The organism is Proteus mirabilis HI4320, assembly GCF_000069965.1.
Lineage (GTDB): Bacteria > Pseudomonadota > Gammaproteobacteria > Enterobacterales > Enterobacteriaceae > Proteus > Proteus mirabilis.
This window is the reverse complement of record NC_010554.1, coordinates 908139-926919: the sequence shown is the minus strand read 5'-3', so window position 1 is coordinate 926919 and position 18781 is coordinate 908139. Positions and strand designations below refer to the sequence as shown.

The following is an 18781-nucleotide window of genomic DNA, read 5'->3' as shown; positions in this document are numbered from 1 at the left end:
TGATTGACACACACTGAGGGATAAAACTAGAAGTTGTAGTTTAATCCGATGTTATAACGACGGCCTTCTAAGGTTGAACCGTAATTATCTCTTTCGATGCGACGATCAAAAACATTATAGACGCCACCGATCAGATTTAGTTGCTTCGTTAGACTATAGCTAGTACCTACATCAACAAAGGCGTATGAAGGTGTGCTCTTAGCCATTGAAGTACGTGATAAATAGTCTGATGTCTTACCACGGAAATTAATGCGTGCCCAAGTTTCCATTTCAGGTGTGGTTTCCCAATTTAAGGTCGCGTTTGCCATATGGCGCGGTTGCTTATTCAGAGGCTTACCTTTGAAATCGCCACTCTTTTGTTCCGTATCTGTGAACGTGTAGTTTGCTGCTAAATTCCATTCTGGGGAAATAATCCAGTTAGCAGTAACTTCAACACCGCGCATATTGGCTTTATCAACATTTTCACGAGTACTCACAAAATCATAAACATGTCCAAATCCATCACTCGCTTTACATGGTTTAGATGAGTCTTTGTCACAAACGCGCCTTTCCATTATTTTATCTTTAAAATCAGTATTATAAATCGTAATACTTGCATTTAAATTATCTCGATTATCCCAAATAATACCAATTTCTTCTGTCACCGATTTTTCTGGTTTTAAATCAGGATTACCGTAAATAACCGCATCATAACGACCACCGCCTGTAGCTTGTCCCCAAGTGGCTGTCGCTTGACGTAAATCCGGTGAACGATATCCAGTAGATACCCCACCTTTTAATGTCCATTCATCAGCTAAATGCCAAACACCATAAACTCGCGGTGTCCAGTGAGTACCAAAGTTTTCATCTTTATCCATCCGTAAACCGGCGGTTAAAGCGAAGTCGTTTGTCAATGTCCACTCATCTTCAGCAAACAGCGCCCAACTATAGCGATCTAGCTTATTATTACCTTTAAGCTTATTGCCTTCATCTTTCAGCTCTTCATAGCGATATTGACCGCCGACACTTAACATATGATCACCAAACATAAAGACGGTTTGGTTACGAACAGTTGTATCATCATAATCCATTTTACGTGATGGATTGCGGCTTTCATCGCGCTGAACATAGGTATTCATAGTACCAAAATCATAAATACCATCATGGGTTAAAGCATAATGCGTTAGCTCATAATCAGTAAAGCTACTTTGTGGTGCCTTTCCTTTAACAAGTTCAGCTGATTTTGAATAGCCAACACGTGAATCACGATGTTGATTATCTTTTTTAAATTCAAATTCAACGGTATTTTTCTCATCTGGTGTCCAGCTTAATGTACCGCCACCACTTGCCGTGATCTGACGGTTATAGCCATCAACACGTCTATCTTCACCACGGTGAGAATATTGCCCTTGCAGCTTTAGACCTAACACATTATCAATCAATGGACCTGCAGCATAGAAACTACCTTGTCCTGTATTTCCTTCATTTTTACGCTCAGTCAACGTTGTGTCACCACGTAAACTAAAGTTCCATTCTTTTTGCGCTTTACGCGTAATAATATTGATAACGCCTCCCATGGCATCAGAGCCATATAAAGAAGACATTGGGCCTCTTACTACCTCAATACGCTCAATCGCGGGTAAAGGAGGTAACCAACCTTGTTCAATACCTGAGTTATCACTATTAGGACGCGTTTCACGAGATGCAACACGCTTACCATCGACTAAGATCATGGTATACTTAGGATCCATACCACGAATACTAATATCAGAGCTGCTACCGCCCCCCGTCACTAGCACCCCCGGAACATCTTTTAGCGCATCAGTCACATCACGATATGATTTTGTTTCTAATTGTTCACGAGTTACAACTGAAACAGAAGCTGGAGCATCTTCAACAGTCTGTTTAAATCCCGAAGCGGTTGTCACCAGTAACCTTTCAGGATCTTCTGCGGAAGCTGTCATCACAAAACTTGATGCAAGAGCAGCAACAACGCCAAGCGCAATTTTATTTTTCTTTAACACTACCATTCCCGATTCTCCAAGAATATATATTCTTTAAGTTTTATATAGATGGACAGATCGACAGTTGCTCAACAATGAAGGTAATTAATTTAATTACCCTTAGTTATTTTGATATTATTTTTATATCCCTATTGACTAAATTCCTATACTTCTGCTGTTATTGTTTTATGCTTCTATAATATTTTTATCATTCAAGTAATTTGACATATAAATTTTCTTTTAAAACAATGTGTTAATAAAATCCTATTAATAGTGACAATATATTTATCAGGCTTGTCTGTAGATTAATCAAACAAATATATACCTACATCTATTTGCATATTGCTATTGATTTTCTATCCAGCTGTTTCATTAACAGATAAATATGCCAAAGTTTAACCTGATAATTTATTCATCACTTTTTTGCATTAAAATTGATTAATTGAGAATAATGTGACAAATAAGAGGAAAATTCGCTTAATTGATATAATACGCGATATTCAATATATGACTTCTTATACAACGATGCGTTATTAGATGAGCTAAAAATCGCTCTAGAGAGTGGATGATGACGCTTTACATACATCAGATCTATTTTCTATAACCAATAACACTGTCGTCACATTATTATGCAATAAATTGTTTGCTAACAATAAAGCAAATAAGAATACTTATCAATGCGATTGCGAATATAAATTAGAATTTTCTCTTATTTGTGTAATTATTAGTCATAGAATAGAAAAAGAGCCGGCTAAATTGTGATAAAGTTCACAAATTAGCCGGCTCTCTATTTAGTGATAAAACTAACTATTTTTTGTTTTCAATATGCTCAGGAAACTGCATTTCACTGTAGCGAATAAAACGTGTTTTCTTCACTATTTTATAGGTAAACCAAATCAGCAGGAATAATGGGATCCCAATATAGGTTGCCACAACACCATACCAGTCAATAGTATCTTCTAAAAATGCCTGATAGTTTTGACCTAATGTAATAATTAAACAGAGAATAAAGGCAAAAATAGGTCCTACAGGGAAGAAGCCTGAACGATATGGCAATTCATTCAGATCACGACCTTGTGCTACATAACCCCGACGAAAACGGTAATGACTGATTGCAATACCTAACCAAGCAATAAATCCTGTCATACCTGATGTATTTAATAACCATAAATAAACCGTTTGGTTACCATACATTGAGCTTAAAAAGCATAAACCCGCAACCACTGTTGTTGCATAAAGTGCATTACGTGGAACACCGTTTTTGGATAATTTACCAAAAAATTTCGGCGCTTTACCTTCTCTTGCTAAGGTAAATAACATACGCGTAGATGCATACATACCGGAGTTCCCTGCCGAAAGCACCGCCGTTAAAATAACTGCGTTCATGATAGCGGCAGCTGAAAGTAACCCTGCATTTTTAAATACCAGTGTAAACGGACTCACACTGATGTCACCCACATCATTACGTAGCAAGTTAGGATCGGTATAAGGAATGATTAAACTGATAATTAAGATAGCTAGGATATAAAACAGTAAAATACGCCAAAAAACTTTACGTACTGCTTTAGGAATATTTTTCGCAGGATCTTTCGACTCCCCCGCTGCGATACCGATAAGTTCAGTTCCTTGGAAAGAGAACCCAACAATCATCGCTACCCCTATCATAGCGGCAAAACCACCAGCAAAAGGCGCATCGCCGATTTCCCAGTTGTGCCAACCTGCATTTTCAGCACCTTTCATAATACCGGTGATCATCGCAATACCCACCGCAATAAAAATAATCACGGTCGATACTTTAATTAATGAAAACCAATATTCAGCTTCACCAAATCCCTTTACAGAAATATAGTTAAGCAAGAAAATAACGGCTAAAAATAACGCACTCCAAATCCAACCATCCACATCAGGGAACCAATACAGCATCACGAGCTGCGCGGCGACTAAGTCAACTGCAATCGTCACAGCCCAGTTGTACCAGTAGTTCCAGCCTAGTGCGAAACCAAATCCTTCATCAACATATTTAGAGCCATAGGTTGAAAAAGATCCGGAAACAGGCATAAATGCCGCTAACTCTCCAAGGCTGGTCATAAGGAAATAGACCATAAGTCCTATTAATGCGTAAGAGAGCAATGCGCCCCCTGGCCCTGCTTGAGCAACAGTTGCACCTGATGCGACAAAAAGCCCTGTACCAATTGAACCACCAATAGCGATCATCGCTAAATGTCGCGCCTTTAATTCTCGACGCAAAGTGCGTACCGCACCCGATTTTGCGGTATCTGTTTGTTGTTCTGACATTATCATTCCACGGTTATATTCATATTCCTAGCATCAATTGTAACAAATCTGGCTGTGGTGAATAGCAAGGATCTAGGATTATAAGATACCTTCATAATCGGGCTTCAATTATTAGTAACTTATCAAGCGTTGTCGATTAAATGTTCAGCATTACAATATGAAAGTAATTTTTTGAGGGCATCAGAGACATGTTTTTGGCGATGATAGACCAAATATAAAGTACGTTGTAATTTTAGACCTTCGACCTTTATCTCTTTTAAAGAGCCACTCTCTATTTGATCTTGGATCACTCGGCGAGATAAACAACTAATCCCCATTTCATACATTACAGCATGTTTTATCGCTTCTGAATTACCTAATTCCATTTCGATTCGATATCCGGGTAATGAAGCAAACAGCAGATGATTGAGTACATCTCGCGTCCCAGAACCGTTTTCACGTAGGATCCACGGCGCGGATTGAAGATCGGCTAATGTCACTGTTTTCGCCTTAGCTAAAGGATGTTCAGGGGAACAAAATATGACCATTTCATCCAGTAGCCATTTTTGGCTGATCAATTCAGAGCTTTGGCAAGCCCCTTCAATAAGGCCTAAATCAACACGGAACTCACTGACTGATTTGACGACTTCTTCCGTATTGCCAATACTCATTTCAAGTGGAATATCGGGGTAGTTACGATGAAAATTACCCAACATTTGTGGCAAAATATAATTACCAATAGTGGTGCTTGCAGCAATACGTAAAGCACCATTTCCGGCTTGAAATAACTGCTCTACTTCAGTAGCACGCTCAAGTAAAGAGAGTGCCCTTGGATATAATAATCGCCCGTGTTCATTAGTCACTAAGCGCTTCCCCACTCTATCGAAAAGTTGTACTCCTAACTGATTTTCTAGATCAGTTAAAGAAGCACTCACAGCGGATTGAGATAATGCCAACTGTTGTGAAGCCTGTGTTGTAGAACCACTTTTAAGTACTTCAGTAAATACTTCCAGTTGTCGCAATGTAATACGCATGTCCATCCCACCTTTTAGCTGTCATAGTAATAACATACTATCCACAAACCAATAACATACCAAGAACAATTGTGAAAATATACCTATATTAGTTTTAGTGGTTATTATTATAAAAATAATGAATTTAATAAATAATAGTATCTGTTATATGCTTATGCAAAATTTACATGAGCAAGGTTTTTCTATGTCAGAGCAAAGTCAAACAACCACATTGGCTAAAAAATGTTTTATTCCTGTTTATCGCTGGCTCCCCGGCTTGCTGCTAACAGGTATATTAACCGCCCTCGCTATTTACGTAGGTGATATTCCATGGTTTTCCAGTATGGGGTTAGGTGCTCTTACACTGGCTATCTTATTTGGCATTATTGCGGGTAATACGGTTTATCCCATCGCTAAACCTTATAGTGATGAAGGCGTTAAGTTTGCTAAACACTATTTACTACGTGCGGGGATCATCCTATACGGATTTAGACTCACTTTTCAGCAAATTGCAGATGTAGGCGCAACAGGATTAATTATTGACGCTATTATGTTGACCTCAACTTTTCTCATTGCAATGTGGGTGGGGAAAAAATATTTTGGTCTTGATGATCAAACCGTCATGTTAATTGGTGCGGGTAGTAGTATTTGTGGTGCGGCTGCGGTCATGGCAACAGAGCCTGTTGTCAAAGCTCAGGCGAGCCAAGTTGCGGTGGCTGTATCCACTGTCGTAATTTTTGGAACTATCGGTATTTTCCTCTACCCATGGTTTTTCCATCTTAACGCTTTTGCGGGTTGGTTACCTTTTAGTGAAGAAACTTTTGGTATCTTCGCTGGTTCAACCATACATGAAGTCGCTCAAGTTGTTGCGGTGGGTCATTCAATTAGTCCAGATGCAGAAAATGCGGCCGTAATTAGTAAAATGATCCGCGTGATGATGCTGGCACCTTTCTTAATTATCCTTTCTACTTATATTAGTAAAAAGGGCCGTAAAACAGTAGGTGCGACAACAGAAAAAAGTCCGATAACTATTCCTTGGTTTGCTGTGTTCTTTATCTTAATGGCTGGTTTTAATTCATTTAATTTAATTCCTGCCGCTATTGTGAACCATATCGTCACTATTGATACTATTTTATTGGCAATGGCGATGGTGGCATTAGGTTTAACAACGCATATTAGTGCGATACGTCAAGCGGGTGTAAAACCACTACTGCTAGCTTTATTTCTCTTTTTCTGGCTAACGTTAGGTGGTGCTGCTATTAATATCTTTATCCAATCTGTGTTGATTTGATTGTTTAATCTATCCTTGAGTATGTACCTCCGTATTGCGCAACTTATTCTAGTTTAAGTTGCGCTTTTTTATATTTCCTCATATTCAGATGTCAATAAGCCCACGATTTGTTATCGTAGTGTGAAATGAGATTAGAGGAGAACTATGATGAAATTTGTTGGCGCACATGTCAGTGCTGCAGGTGGTGTTGATCAGGCTGTATTACGAGCTCATGAGATCAAAGCAACGGCATTTGCTCTTTTTACTAAAAATCAGCGCCAATGGAAAGCAGCCCCGTTATCAACTGAATCGATTGATAAATTTAAAAAAAATTGTGAAATCTATGGCTATGGTCCAGCACAAATTTTACCACACGACAGCTATCTGATTAATTTAGGGCATCCAGAAGAAGAAGCCCTTGAAAAATCAAGAGCCGCTTTTCTCGATGAGATGCAACGCTGTGAGCAATTAGGCATTGAATTACTTAATTTTCACCCAGGTAGCCATTTAAAAAAAATCGATGTTGATAAATGTCTGCAACGCATCGCTGAATCAATTAATATCACCTTAGATAAAACCCAAAATGTGACCGCAGTGATTGAAAATACCGCTGGACAAGGCACTAACTTAGGCTATCGTTTTGAACATCTCGCCGCTATTATCGATGGTGTAGAAGATAAATCTCGAGTGGGCGTTTGTATTGATACTTGTCACACTTTTGCTGCAGGTTATGATCTACGTACCGTTGAAGACTGTGAAAAGACCTTTGCTGAATTTGATAATATTGTCGGCTTTCAATATTTAAAAGCCATGCACTTAAATGATGCTAAAAGCGAATTGGCTAGTCGTGTCGATCGCCATCATAGTTTAGGCCAAGGCAATATTGGCAAAGTACCCTTTACTTATATTATGCAAGATATCCGTTTTGATGGGATCCCACTTATCTTAGAAACAATTAATCCTGATATTTGGCCAGAAGAAATAGCTTGGTTAAAATCACAACAAACTCAATAACCTTATTTCTTTTTTACTTGCGATTTGATGTACTAAAATCGCAAGCCTCTATTTTTTTATCCGTATGCTATTTTGGAGTCTCTCATGTCTGTAGTCGTTGGTGTTGGAGTGATCATCGTCAATGAAAAAGGTGAAGTATTATTAGGTAAACGCTGTGGTAAACACGCTCCTTATTGGTCAATTTTTGGTGGCCATGTTGATCCGGGGGAAACCTTTGAGCAATGTGCTATTCGTGAAATTGAAGAAGAGATTGGCATTACCATCCCTACTCCTGAAGTGATTGGGATCAGCAACAATCTACAAACTTATCAATTAGAAGGTAAACATACCGTATCTATCTGTATGCTAGCGCAATATCAAGGTGGCGAGCCTAAGTTAATGGAGCCAGATAAATGTTCTGAACTACGCTGGTGCTCACCTGATGATTTACCTGAACCCCATTTTGAAGCGAGCCGTAATTCTATTGCTTTATGGAAAAGTAAACGTTTCTATCAACCTTAATTAACACTCTTCATCATTATTCTGAATATTCTTTATTCAGAATAATGTTTTTCCCCTACTTAGTTATTATTCAACGTGATCTTTTTTCTGTTTAATGTCCTTTATTATATTTGGCTTATTTTTGAGTGCAAATGATTTAACCCATTGATTTATATAAAGATAAAAACTTATTGTACTATTTTTATTCATTTTTTATTTAATAAACAAGGAAGTGCTCTATTTACACCCTCAGATCAAGCGTGTATTCTCTACACTATCAAGCTAGTACATTGAGTCATTTTTTATAAGGACATGTTATGTCAGAAGTCACATCCATTGCTAAACGCCCATCTATACTCGGTGGTGCGATGATTATTGCCGGTACGGCGGTAGGCGCCGGTATGTTCTCCATCCCTATTGTGACTTCCGGTGTGTGGTTTACCGGCTCTATCTTTTTACTCATTTATACTTGGTTTTGCCTATTTATGTCTGGCTTAATGATCTTAGAAGTTAATCTTCACTACCCCCTAGGATCAAGCTTTCATACTATTACCAAAGATTTATTAGGTAAGGGATGGAGTACCATTAATGGTCTTTCTATTGCTTTTGTTCTCTATATTTTAACTTATGCCTATATTTCTGCAGGTAGCTCCATCATTGTGCAAAATTTTGCTAATGTGGTTAGCTTGCCACAAGCCGTTGCAGGCTTAGTATTTGCCCTTGTTGTTGCTTTCTTCGTTTGGTTATCAACCCGAGCCGTTGATCGCTTAAGTACCATATTAATTGGCGGTATGATTGTGGCTTTTGTATTTGCTATCGGTGGATTATTTACCGAAGTGAAAATGCCAGTATTATTTAATACAACAGAAAGCCATGCCAGTTATTTACCTTATGCACTAGCCGCATTACCTTATTTATTAACCTCCTTTGGTTATCACGGCAATATTCCTGGATTAGTCACCTACTACCGTAAAGACGGTAAAGCCGTGATGAAAAGTCTATTAATTGGTACCTTGATTTCGCTGGCTATCTACATTTTATGGCAGTTTGTTGTACAAGGTAATATTCCTCGTGAAGGCTTTAAACAAGTCATTGCTGAAGGCGGAAATATTGGTAACTTACTGGCACAAATGCGTATCAATACAGCAAATACTTCCGTTTCATTCTTATTAGACTTGTTCTCATATATGGCATTAGCGAGTTCATTTTTAGGCGTGTCTTTAGGGTTATTTGATTATTTAGCTGATTTCTTTAAATTCTCAAATACTGGGACAGGACGTTTAAAATCAGCCATCGTAACTTTTGTACCACCTACCATTCTAGCGATTATTTTTCCTGATGGCTTCTTGTATGCTATTGGCTTTGCAGGACTTGCAGCCACTATTTGGGCGGCGATTATTCCAGCATTAATGGCAAAAGCCAGTCGCCAACGTCATCAGCAACAAAGCTTTAAAGCACCTGGTGGCACCTTTATGATTATCTTTGTGATCTTATTTGGTGCAATTAATGCGATTGCACACATATTAGCAAACTTTAATCTCCTACCTATTTACCGCTGATCTTCCGTCAAGCCAGCAATATGCTGGCTTGAACCTTCTTCTGCCAAAAAAATATTGCGAAATACTTGCCAAGTTTCAGTACTACGAGTAATTTTGTCGCCATTATCGTCAATGCTATTTATAGAAGGTTACCTATGGCAAAAGCTAATGAAATTAAGCGCGGTATGGCTATCAGTTATAACAATAAATTATTATTGGTAAAAGATATCGACATCCAAGCGCCAAGTGCTCGCGGTGCAAGTACTTTGTATAAAATGCGCTTTACTGATATTCGTACAGGCCAAAAAGTAGAAGAACGTTTTAAAGGGGATGATATCCTCGATACTATCAACTTAACACGCCGTGCAGTCAGTTTCTCGTATATCGATGGTGATGAATATGTCTTTATGGACAATGAAGATTATACACCTTACACCTTCAAAAAAGATCAGATTGAAGAAGAGCTGCTGTTTATTCCAGAAGAAGGCTTAGCTGGGATGCAGGTTTTAACTATGGATGGACAAGTTTTAGCTTTAGAGTTACCGCAAACTGTTGATATGGAAATTATCGAAACAGTACCGGGCATTAAAGGCGCGTCAGCGAGCGCTCGTACTAAGCCTGCGACTTTACCTACTGGATTAGTCATTCAAGTCCCTGAATATCTTTCTACAGGGGATAAAATCCGTATTCATATTGCTGAACGTCGCTATATGGGGCGTGCTGATTAATTAACCGCCAAAAACCTCCCTCACAAAGTAATATTTTACTGATGTGATGCTAAATAGGTCAGATAATCGTAAGAAACCCACTGTGACAACGATTATTTGACTTGTTTACCTAATCATTCCCTGTCAATACACAATTAAAAATATTGCACATTAATCAATCCATTTTTTTCAGCGCCATCCATCCAACGGATTTCAGCTTTCCCCATATTTTGAGGCAGTATAATTGATGATGATTGTTCAAAAGAGGTAGGGAAAATAGACTGGGTTGATGTAAAGACTTTGTTATTTTTGTAACATTGGTACTCAGCTTGATCGAGTGTGAAATTAATTTCACAAGCTGGATCAACAATCGCTCCTCGTACATAAATCTGTCCTGTGGTTTGCTGTGCTGTTGACGCCCAAGCAAATGATATCGAACTGGAAACGAGAAGACTGCATAAAATGGTCAGATATTTTTTCATAACGACCTCACTTCTTGTTTGCGCAGTAGGTATGAGGATCACGCCTACTCGACATACTTTTATCATAGCAATAAAATATGACATTCATATAGACACAATAAGAATGTTTGATGTCTATCAAATATGAGTGGTTTTTATTTATAAATAAAAAATCAACGTTGATTTAAGCTTAAGTCAAATATTCATAACTTTAATAACCTAATTATTTAAACATCAACTTTCTATTTAATTAACACACTTTATTTTATTATTAGTATTAATTAACTAATTATAAACAATATTCATTACTGCTAAATGATCGTTAATCCATTCGATATCCATAAAACCTTTATTATTAATTAATTGCGAGTTAAATTGCTGATTAGCATCTAGTTTATATTGGAAGTCTTTCATCTCCTTACCATTCCAACAACTTGTTTTAACAGTATTTTCTTCTGATGATGCATAACATCCGCCTTCGACAATAGCACCAACAAAAGTAATTGTTGTTGAACCTAACACTTTACTTTCACGTGCTAAACTAGGTGCCGTTAATAATAGACCTAGACATGCTAAAACTATCGGTATCTTTTTCAAAATAAACCTCCTCTCATTTATTTAAGTACAGAATGTCCACGAGCCAATATGCTATTAAACTAATAACTAATATCGGCTAGTAACTTTATTTATTTAACTTTTATCTTTGATTAAAGTTTAGAAAGAAATTATAAAATACTCAAATTAAGACTATCAATAAAAAATATTCTATATTTGACTTATATCAAGATAAGAGAAGCTAACAAGCCTGAAACAAAAAGATAACATTTGCCTTAGCAATTAATTGCAAAGATATTTTTTTTTATTTTGGCTATAGTCCCTGCCATAAACTTGGAATATTTGTGATTTAGATCACAATTAATCAACGAATTTTTTAATTATCCTTATGAAACTTTCTACTGCTAAACAAAAATTGTCTCTTATCTTGCTGTTAAATTTGGTTGGATTGACTCTTTTTTTATCTTGGTATCTTCCCGCACAACATGGCTTTTGGCTTTCAATAGATACACATATCTTTTATTTTTTTAATCGGCAACTATTGCCAGACTCTTCTTTTGCTATGTTTGTGGCTTATGTCAATAATCGAGCATTCGATGTGATTATTCTGCTGGCGATGGGAGGGTTGTATTACCATACTTTTCGTCAGAAAGATTATCAGGGCAAACGCCATCTCATTATTGTGGGTATAGTTATGGTGCTAAGTGCAATCGTAATTAATCAGATTGGACAAAATATTCCTATCGAAAGACCTAGCCCAACACTTCATTTTCACGATGTACACCGCGTAGGTGTAGTGACAGGAATACCGACTAAAGATGCATCAGGTGATAGCTTTCCTGGCGATCATGGTTTGATGCTACTGATCTTTTGTAGCTTTATATTACGTTATCTTTCATTTCGCTCTTTTTTATGCGCTCTTTTAATTACGGTAATTTTTTCATTACCTCGTGTTATGGCTGGCGCACATTGGGCTTCTGATATCTTAGTTGGCTCTATCTCGCTCACTTTAGTCACAACAAGCTGGTTATTAATAACCCCTGCATCCGATATCATCATTCATTGGCTAGATGAACATCTCCCTTTTAAAGGCAAAAAAGCATTTAGCTAATTAAGTATAAAAAATAAGTAAAAGTAAAAATAAGCGCCCTACTGAGCGCTTATTTTTTTATCTGTAAAGGATAGTTTTATAACAAAAAGATAATCATTTTTAGTATGTGTTCTTTATTATCTAATGTTTTGTAAATTAAGCCTCTTTCCTCTCGCCATTTGACTTTTCTTTATGTAAACTTTTTACGTTTCCACATTATTTATTGTTTAATGTGGATATTTACGTGCTTTAGAGCACGTTTTTCGCGAAATAGGGTTGCCAGAGTTAAATTACACTATATTCTCTGGTTATTTGGTGAATATTCATGTGCTCATCTGGCACATAAGGATGTAAGGGAAATCTGTCACAATGAGAAATAAACCGTTTATGAGAATGCTTAAGCTCATACCGGCGTTTATTGTCGTAGCTACGTTATCAGCCTGTAGTTCACAAAACGCGTCTTCACGCTTAGCTAATTCAACAACTGCCCCACTTAATAAATCTTCAAGCACATCTATTTCCCAAGCATCTCAAGATGAATTTGAATCATTGGTGAAGAATCTCGATATAAAATCTAAGATACTTGACCAATATGCAGACTGGAAAGGTGTTGCATACCGCTTAGGTGGCAATACAAAAAGTGGTATTGATTGTTCCGCTTTTGTCCAAAGAACTTTTCGTGATCAATTTGGTGTCGAATTACCTCGTTCAACCTCCGATCAGCAATTTGCCGGTACCAAAGTTAATCGTTCAACCTTAAAAGCGGGTGACTTAGTACTGTTTAAGACTGGTCGCACTATGCGTCATATTGGTATTTATATCGGTAATGATAAGTTTGTTCACGCGTCAACCAGTAGTGGTGTTATCGTTTCTGAAATGTCCAATGTCTATTGGAAAAACCGTTTCTATACAGCACGTCGGATCATTGATAATAATACAACAACAAGTCTTGCTGATAACTATTCTCAAGCGTCATTAAGATAAAATTTTCCCTTATATCTTATCGCAATAAAAAAGCCCCAATACTTATTGAGTATGGGGCTTTTTTATGTTGTTTTTTCTTGCATAACAGAGCCATATAGCCATCGTTAGTGAGTATTTTTATCTAAGTACATAGCTATAGATTGTGCATATGTCGTAGAGAAATACCCATTAAGAACAAAAAAGAACTACAGATAAGAGTAGTCTGTTGGAAATGGCTCAGCAATTGCAACCCCAGCATTTTTTAAGCAACAAAGTGCTGCGCACTCATCATCACTATGTAAAAATAAACAAGGTACGCCATCCCACTCAATAATCACATTTTCAATATTGAGATTATTCAGATACTTTTGTAAGTTCTGTATTGCCTCATCTAAAGTCATACCATCATGACTTAACAGTTTTAAGCCAATCAAGGTATTTTGTCTACTAGCATCATTCTCAGGTAGAATTTCTACCCTTGTTCCTGTAAAGCCTGCTAGCCACCGATAACTCAGCGGCAGCTTATGAACCACCGAAAGTTGTACATTTTCCACAAATCAATCCTGTTTCATCAACACGTTAATTTAATACATCATCAATACGAGTTTGAACTGACTTGCTCACACACATATTAAAATATTGTTAAAAATAAAGCATGAACGTTACAATAATCTTACAAAAAGAGAGGTATTTTAAGCTGTTTATTTCGCTTAACCTTTATCAACCTTCATATCAGCCCTGATTACCCTTTTCAATTATTCTTTCATTTATTTAACATTTTATCAACTATATAAAATAATTGCATAAAATTTTACGCATTTAAGTAAAACAATCTATCAATTTTTATCATGATATTTCATATTACTAAAACAATAATAGATGATTATTAAAATAAACCCTAGTTAATTTAACAAAAACACAACATTAAGTGTTGATGCAAATCAAATAAGTTACATTGAAGGGAGAGAATTTAGAGAAATATTTAGTGAAAAACATGGTGATAATGACATTTTAAAGATAAATAGAAAGGAAAACGCTATAAATATAGTGTATTTATAGCGTGATATTCTTATTTATAACGACGAGCAAGTAACAAGAAACTCATGGCACAAATAACACAAAATGCCATCGAACTCACCATCGGCCACTCAGTTTTAGCGGGTAACATTGCAATAGCGGTTCCAACTAAAGCCCCCACACCAAAACGGATAGTACCGGCTAAAGAAGATACCGTACCCGCCATATGTGGATAATCTTCAAGAATAACGGCCATCGCATTTGAGGTTATCATGGCTATCCCACCAACATACATAGCCACTCCCACAACAAGGAAGTAAAAATGTAAATTAAGGGCAACCACCAATATTAAGAATATGCCCATTAAAAACTGCACAGTTAACCCAAAACGTAACATATTCAGTGCACCAAATCGGCGCACATAGCGCCCATTGATACTGGTCATGACAATCAAGAAAATAATATTAAAACCAAAGTACAAGCCAAATTGGTCGAATGGAATACCATGTAGTTCGATATAAACAAAAGGCCCTGCACTTAAAAATGAAAACATCCCTGCAAAAGAAAATCCCGATGCCAGAATATAGCAAAGTACTCGACGTGCTCTAAATAAGCTAATAAATTGACTAAATGTCACTCGTAGACTAAAGCGTTGGCGGTGCTGTTTGGGCAAAGTTTCCGGTATATAGAGCGCAATTAATGCAGCAGCAATGATCGCCGCAATAGCGATACTCCAAAAAATAGCATGCCATGAGAACCAGTTCATCACCCAAGCACCAAGTAATGGCGCTAATAATGGGGCAATCGTCATGACTAATGCAACAAATGACATACTTCTTGAGAACTCATCTCTTGAAAACATATCCCGCATTAAAGCATTAATGACAACACTTGCAGCGGCGGCAGCAAATCCATGTAGAAAACGCATACCAATTAGCATATCGATCGAGTCAGATAATGCACAAGCGCTCGATGCTAATGCAAAAACAATCACACCACCTAGAATAACCGGTTTACGCCCTAGACTATCTGCCATCGGCCCATAGACCATTTGTCCAATAGCAAAACCAAAGATATAGCTACTTAATGTCATCTGAACTTGGCCACCAGGCACGCCAAAATCCCGTGCTATAGTAGGTAAACTTGGCAGATACATATCGATAGCCAGTGGCATAAGCATGGAAATAAGCCCCAATATTAAAATGAGGCTAAAGTACGACGGACGTTGCTCTTGCACGCAGTTAAACTCCAAAAAACGACAAAATATAATTATTATTTAGGTAGATGAATGCTATTGATTTCTTCTTCTGTTAGCGGTCGGTATTCTCCTGGCGCTAAAGCATCATCTAATGTGATATCACCGATACGCTCTCGATGTAACGCGACAACATGATTACCCACCGCAGCAAACATACGTTTAACTTGATGGTACTTCCCTTCACTGATGGTCAGTTTTACCTCAGTCGGTGTTATTACTTCCAATGTAGCAGGCTTAGTCAATTCTTTTTCGCCATTTAACTGGACACCTGTTTTAAATTTCTCAGCGACATCCGTAGCAATAGGCTGTTCCAGCGTTACGACATACGTTTTTTCACAGTGATGTTTAGGTGCCGTTATACGATGAGACCATTGACCATTATCGGTTAATAACACTAACCCTGTAGTATCTATATCTAAACGCCCCGCAGCATGTAATTTATGTGCTAGTGGCTCATCAATAAAATAAAGAATGGTGGGGTTAACAGGATCATCCGTTGAACACACATAACCAATAGGTTTGTTCAACATAAAATAACGCGGGCCTAAAATTTGTGTCAACACATTGCCATCATAAGCAACTTCTTGTTCAGGTGTGATTTTAGTCGCACCTGTTTTTACCATTTCACCATCTATAGTCACGAGCCCCGCTCTAAGTTCACGAGCTACTAAATTACGGCTAATCCCCAATTGCTGGGATAAAAATTTATCTAATCGCATGAATTTCTCTGAAAAATGGAAGAGTACCATCTGATATGAGGCATCTATTAAAAATGAATATTAACAATAAAACAACTAATTAATTTACCCTTAAATCATTTAGCCTTTCACTGTATTTAATTACAGTCTTTCTGTTCGCACTCATCGCTAAAAAGTGCTACGCTGGTGCTCTGTTTTGCTTTTGATGTATGGTTATGGCTTTTACACTTAGACCTTATCAGCTTGACGCGGTTAACGCGACAATCACTTATTTTCGCCAACATAAAACACCAGCACTTATTGTATTACCTACCGGTGCTGGAAAAAGCTTAGTCATTGCCGAACTTGCTAAAAGAGCACGTGGGCGGGTATTGGTTCTAGCACATGTAAAGGAATTAGTAGAGCAGAACCATAGCAAATATGAAGCCTATGGTCTATCTGCGGATATTTATGCCGCCGGATTACAGCAAAAAGAGAGTCGAGGCAAGGTTGTTTTCGGCAGTGTACAATCGGTAGCACGTAACTTATCGCAGTTTGAGCATGCTTTTTCTCTATTAATTATTGATGAATGTCACCGTATTAGTCTGTCTGAAGATAGCCAATACCAACAAGTGATCAAACAACTTCAAACCATTAACCCCCAACTACGCATCTTAGGATTAACGGCTACTCCTTATCGTTTACCGACTGGTTGGATTTACCAATATCACTATCACGGTATGGTAAAAGGAGATGACAATTGCTTTTTTCGTGACTGTATTTATGAATTACCTTTACGCTACATGATAAGTCACCATTTCTTAGTCCCACCAACACGTTTAGATATGCCTATTTTGCAATATGACTTTAGCCAAGTTAGAACTAGCCAAAATGGTATTTTTAATCAAGAAGATCTCAATCGCGAAGTAAAAAAACAACAGCGTATTACACCCCATATTGTGTCACAGATAATTGAATACGGTGAACAACGCCGTGGTGTGATGATATTTGCGGCAACAGTCGAACATGCGACAGAAATCTTCACATTATTACCCCAAGGACAAGCCGCGTTAGTCAGTGCTGAGACCCCCTCTTCTGAGCGTGACGCATTAATTTCACAGTTTAAACAGCAACAGCTACGTTATATGGTTAATGTTGCTGTATTAACCACAGGCTTTGATGCGCCCCATGTTGATTTAATTGCTATTTTACGTCCAACGGAGTCCGTCAGTTTATATCAACAAATAGTAGGACGAGGATTAAGGTTATTTGCAGGAAAAACAGAATGTTTAATCTTAGATTATGCAGGTAACCCTCACGACCTTTATCTTCCTGAAGTGGGTAGTAAAAAGCCCAATCCAAATAGCAAACCGGTACAAGTGTTTTGTCCTCTCTGTCAATTCGCTAACACTTTCTGGGGCATAGTTGATGCAGATGGCGATATTATTGAGCACTATGGGCGACGTTGCCAAGGTTGGGAGCTTGATGAGCAAGGACAAAAAAAACAGTGTGATTATCGCTTTCGTTTTAAATTATGCCCACACTGTAATGAAGAAAATGATATCGCCGCACGGCGTTGTGTGCACTGTAATGAAATCCTAGTTGATCCTGATGATATGCTCAAAGCCGCTTTAAAGCTAAAAGGCGCCCTTATCCTTCGCTGTGGAGGAATGCAATTACTCAGTGGTCAAGATGAAAAAGGTGAGTGGCTTAAAATCAACTATTATGATGAAGAAGGTACTTCTGTTTCAGAACGATTTCGTTTAAAAACGCCTGCCCAACGTAAAGTATTTGAACTCAAGTTTTTACACGAACACCAGCGCGCCCCTGGCGTTCCTTTGGTATGGCATAACGCTCAAGATATTATTAATCAGTTTGATTTATTACGTTATCCTGATTTTATTGTGGCACAAAAAAATAAAAAAGACGGCTTTTGGCAAATTCGTAATAAGTTATTTGACTATCATGGACGCTTTCGTAAAGCAGATACCTTATATTAAAGTCGATTTATATTTGCTGTTAGAGTGCTTTTTCGTTAAAATGCGCCCCGCTTTATCTGTTTTTAGATAAACCAAATCTCGAGCTTGTTGCTGGGTCGCCTGTAACAAGTATGTATTTTCTTTTTCATAAGAGAAAAAAGATGTTAACTATTAATGCAACAGTACGTAAAGAGCAGGGTAAGGGTGCGAGCCGCCGCCTGCGTGTGGCTAACCGTTTTCCAGCTATCGTTTATGGCGGAAATGAAGAGCCAATCGCTATCGATTTAGATCACAACGAAGTTATCAACCAAGAACACAAATCTGAGTTCTACGCTGATTTCGTTAACCTCGTTATCGATGGTAAAGCAACTAAAGTTAAAGTTAAAGCAGTGCAACGTCACGAGTATAAGCCAAAAATTACTCATATTGACTTCCTGCGCGCTTAATAAGCCAACCTTCGAGCTTTATTTTTCGGGACGCCGAGCATGTAACGCCACTTAATG

17 protein-coding genes are annotated in these 18781 nt (G+C 37.7%); 9 read left to right on the top strand and 8 right to left on the bottom strand.

The genetic code is table 11. The features are described from left to right. Positions 1-26: 26 nt before the first annotated feature. From PMI_RS04135 to yieE, 3 genes are all read right to left on the bottom strand, one after another. The gene (locus tag PMI_RS04135; protein ID WP_012367757.1) at positions 27-2009 is read right to left on the bottom strand and encodes a ligand-gated channel protein; all 1983 of its coding nucleotides are present in this window, start codon (positions 2007-2009) and stop codon (positions 27-29) included. A 780-nt stretch (positions 2010-2789) separates the two neighbouring features. Beyond that, positions 2790-4277, bottom strand: coding sequence for an amino acid permease (locus PMI_RS04130; RefSeq protein ID WP_004247812.1), 1488 nt, complete (start codon positions 4275-4277; stop codon positions 2790-2792). A 122-nt stretch (positions 4278-4399) separates the two neighbouring features. Further along, positions 4400-5290: a DNA-binding transcriptional regulator YeiE gene (gene yieE, locus PMI_RS04125; RefSeq protein WP_004247811.1), complete on the bottom strand. Its 891-nt coding sequence runs from the start codon at positions 5288-5290 to the stop codon at positions 4400-4402. 184 nt (positions 5291-5474) lie between these two features. On the opposite strand from yieE, the gene PMI_RS04120 reads away from it, so the two are divergent. From PMI_RS04120 to yeiP, 5 genes are all read left to right on the top strand, one after another. Continuing rightward, positions 5475-6560: a YeiH family protein gene (locus PMI_RS04120; RefSeq protein ID WP_012367756.1), complete on the top strand. Its 1086-nt coding sequence runs from the start codon at positions 5475-5477 to the stop codon at positions 6558-6560. Positions 6561-6707: 147 nt separating this feature from the next. Further along, positions 6708-7553: a deoxyribonuclease IV gene (nfo, locus tag PMI_RS04115; RefSeq protein WP_012367755.1), complete on the top strand. Its 846-nt coding sequence runs from the start codon at positions 6708-6710 to the stop codon at positions 7551-7553. An 84-nt stretch (positions 7554-7637) separates the two neighbouring features. Further along, positions 7638-8054, top strand: coding sequence for a nucleotide triphosphate diphosphatase NUDT15 (locus PMI_RS04110; protein WP_012367754.1), 417 nt, complete (start codon positions 7638-7640; stop codon positions 8052-8054). Between the two features lie 296 nt (positions 8055-8350). Then, complete coding sequence (gene mtr, locus PMI_RS04105; RefSeq protein ID WP_004247056.1) at positions 8351-9592, top strand: tryptophan permease; 1242 nt, start codon at positions 8351-8353, stop codon at positions 9590-9592. Positions 9593-9726: 134 nt separating this feature from the next. Next, positions 9727-10299 (top strand): elongation factor P-like protein YeiP, encoded by a 573-nt coding sequence (gene yeiP, locus PMI_RS04100; RefSeq protein ID WP_004247807.1) that lies wholly within the window; start codon positions 9727-9729, stop codon positions 10297-10299. Between the two features lie 134 nt (positions 10300-10433). Here the strand turns inward: yeiP and PMI_RS04095 are convergent, their stop codons facing one another. Both PMI_RS04095 and PMI_RS04090 read right to left on the bottom strand, forming a co-directional pair. Continuing rightward, positions 10434-10760 carry a YmdA family protein gene (locus PMI_RS04095; protein WP_004247806.1) on the bottom strand — a complete coding sequence of 109 codons (327 nt, stop codon included), beginning with the start codon at positions 10758-10760 and terminating at the stop codon, positions 10434-10436. 264 nt (positions 10761-11024) lie between these two features. Further along, positions 11025-11336: a YmdA family protein gene (locus PMI_RS04090; RefSeq protein ID WP_004247804.1), complete on the bottom strand. Its 312-nt coding sequence runs from the start codon at positions 11334-11336 to the stop codon at positions 11025-11027. A 346-nt stretch (positions 11337-11682) separates the two neighbouring features. Between PMI_RS04090 and PMI_RS04085 the strand changes: the two genes are divergently transcribed. Both PMI_RS04085 and mepS read left to right on the top strand, forming a co-directional pair. After that, positions 11683-12405, top strand: coding sequence for a phosphatase PAP2 family protein (locus tag PMI_RS04085; RefSeq protein ID WP_004247051.1), 723 nt, complete (start codon positions 11683-11685; stop codon positions 12403-12405). Between the two features lie 348 nt (positions 12406-12753). Beyond that, positions 12754-13368 carry a bifunctional murein DD-endopeptidase/murein LD-carboxypeptidase gene (gene mepS / locus PMI_RS04080; protein WP_004247050.1) on the top strand — a complete coding sequence of 205 codons (615 nt, stop codon included), beginning with the start codon at positions 12754-12756 and terminating at the stop codon, positions 13366-13368. A 185-nt stretch (positions 13369-13553) separates the two neighbouring features. On the opposite strand, the gene PMI_RS04075 is transcribed toward mepS, so the two are convergent. The 3 genes from PMI_RS04075 to rsuA form a co-directional block, all read right to left on the bottom strand. Beyond that, complete coding sequence (locus PMI_RS04075) at positions 13554-13901, bottom strand: YejG family protein (protein ID WP_004247049.1); 348 nt, start codon at positions 13899-13901, stop codon at positions 13554-13556. A 515-nt stretch (positions 13902-14416) separates the two neighbouring features. Next, complete coding sequence (locus tag PMI_RS04070) at positions 14417-15601, bottom strand: Bcr/CflA family multidrug efflux MFS transporter (RefSeq protein WP_004247802.1); 1185 nt, start codon at positions 15599-15601, stop codon at positions 14417-14419. 35 nt (positions 15602-15636) lie between these two features. Continuing rightward, positions 15637-16341: a 16S rRNA pseudouridine(516) synthase RsuA gene (rsuA, locus tag PMI_RS04065; protein ID WP_004247801.1), complete on the bottom strand. Its 705-nt coding sequence runs from the start codon at positions 16339-16341 to the stop codon at positions 15637-15639. Between the two features lie 194 nt (positions 16342-16535). Here rsuA and radD point away from each other — a divergent pair, with 194 nt between their 5' ends. Together radD and rplY are read left to right on the top strand one after the other, a co-directional pair. After that, positions 16536-18299 carry a DNA repair helicase RadD gene (gene radD, locus PMI_RS04060; RefSeq protein WP_041707123.1) on the top strand — a complete coding sequence of 588 codons (1764 nt, stop codon included), beginning with the start codon at positions 16536-16538 and terminating at the stop codon, positions 18297-18299. A 140-nt stretch (positions 18300-18439) separates the two neighbouring features. Further along, the gene (gene rplY, locus PMI_RS04055) at positions 18440-18724 is read left to right on the top strand and encodes a 50S ribosomal protein L25 (RefSeq protein WP_004247799.1); all 285 of its coding nucleotides are present in this window, start codon (positions 18440-18442) and stop codon (positions 18722-18724) included. Positions 18725-18781 lie beyond the last annotated feature (57 nt).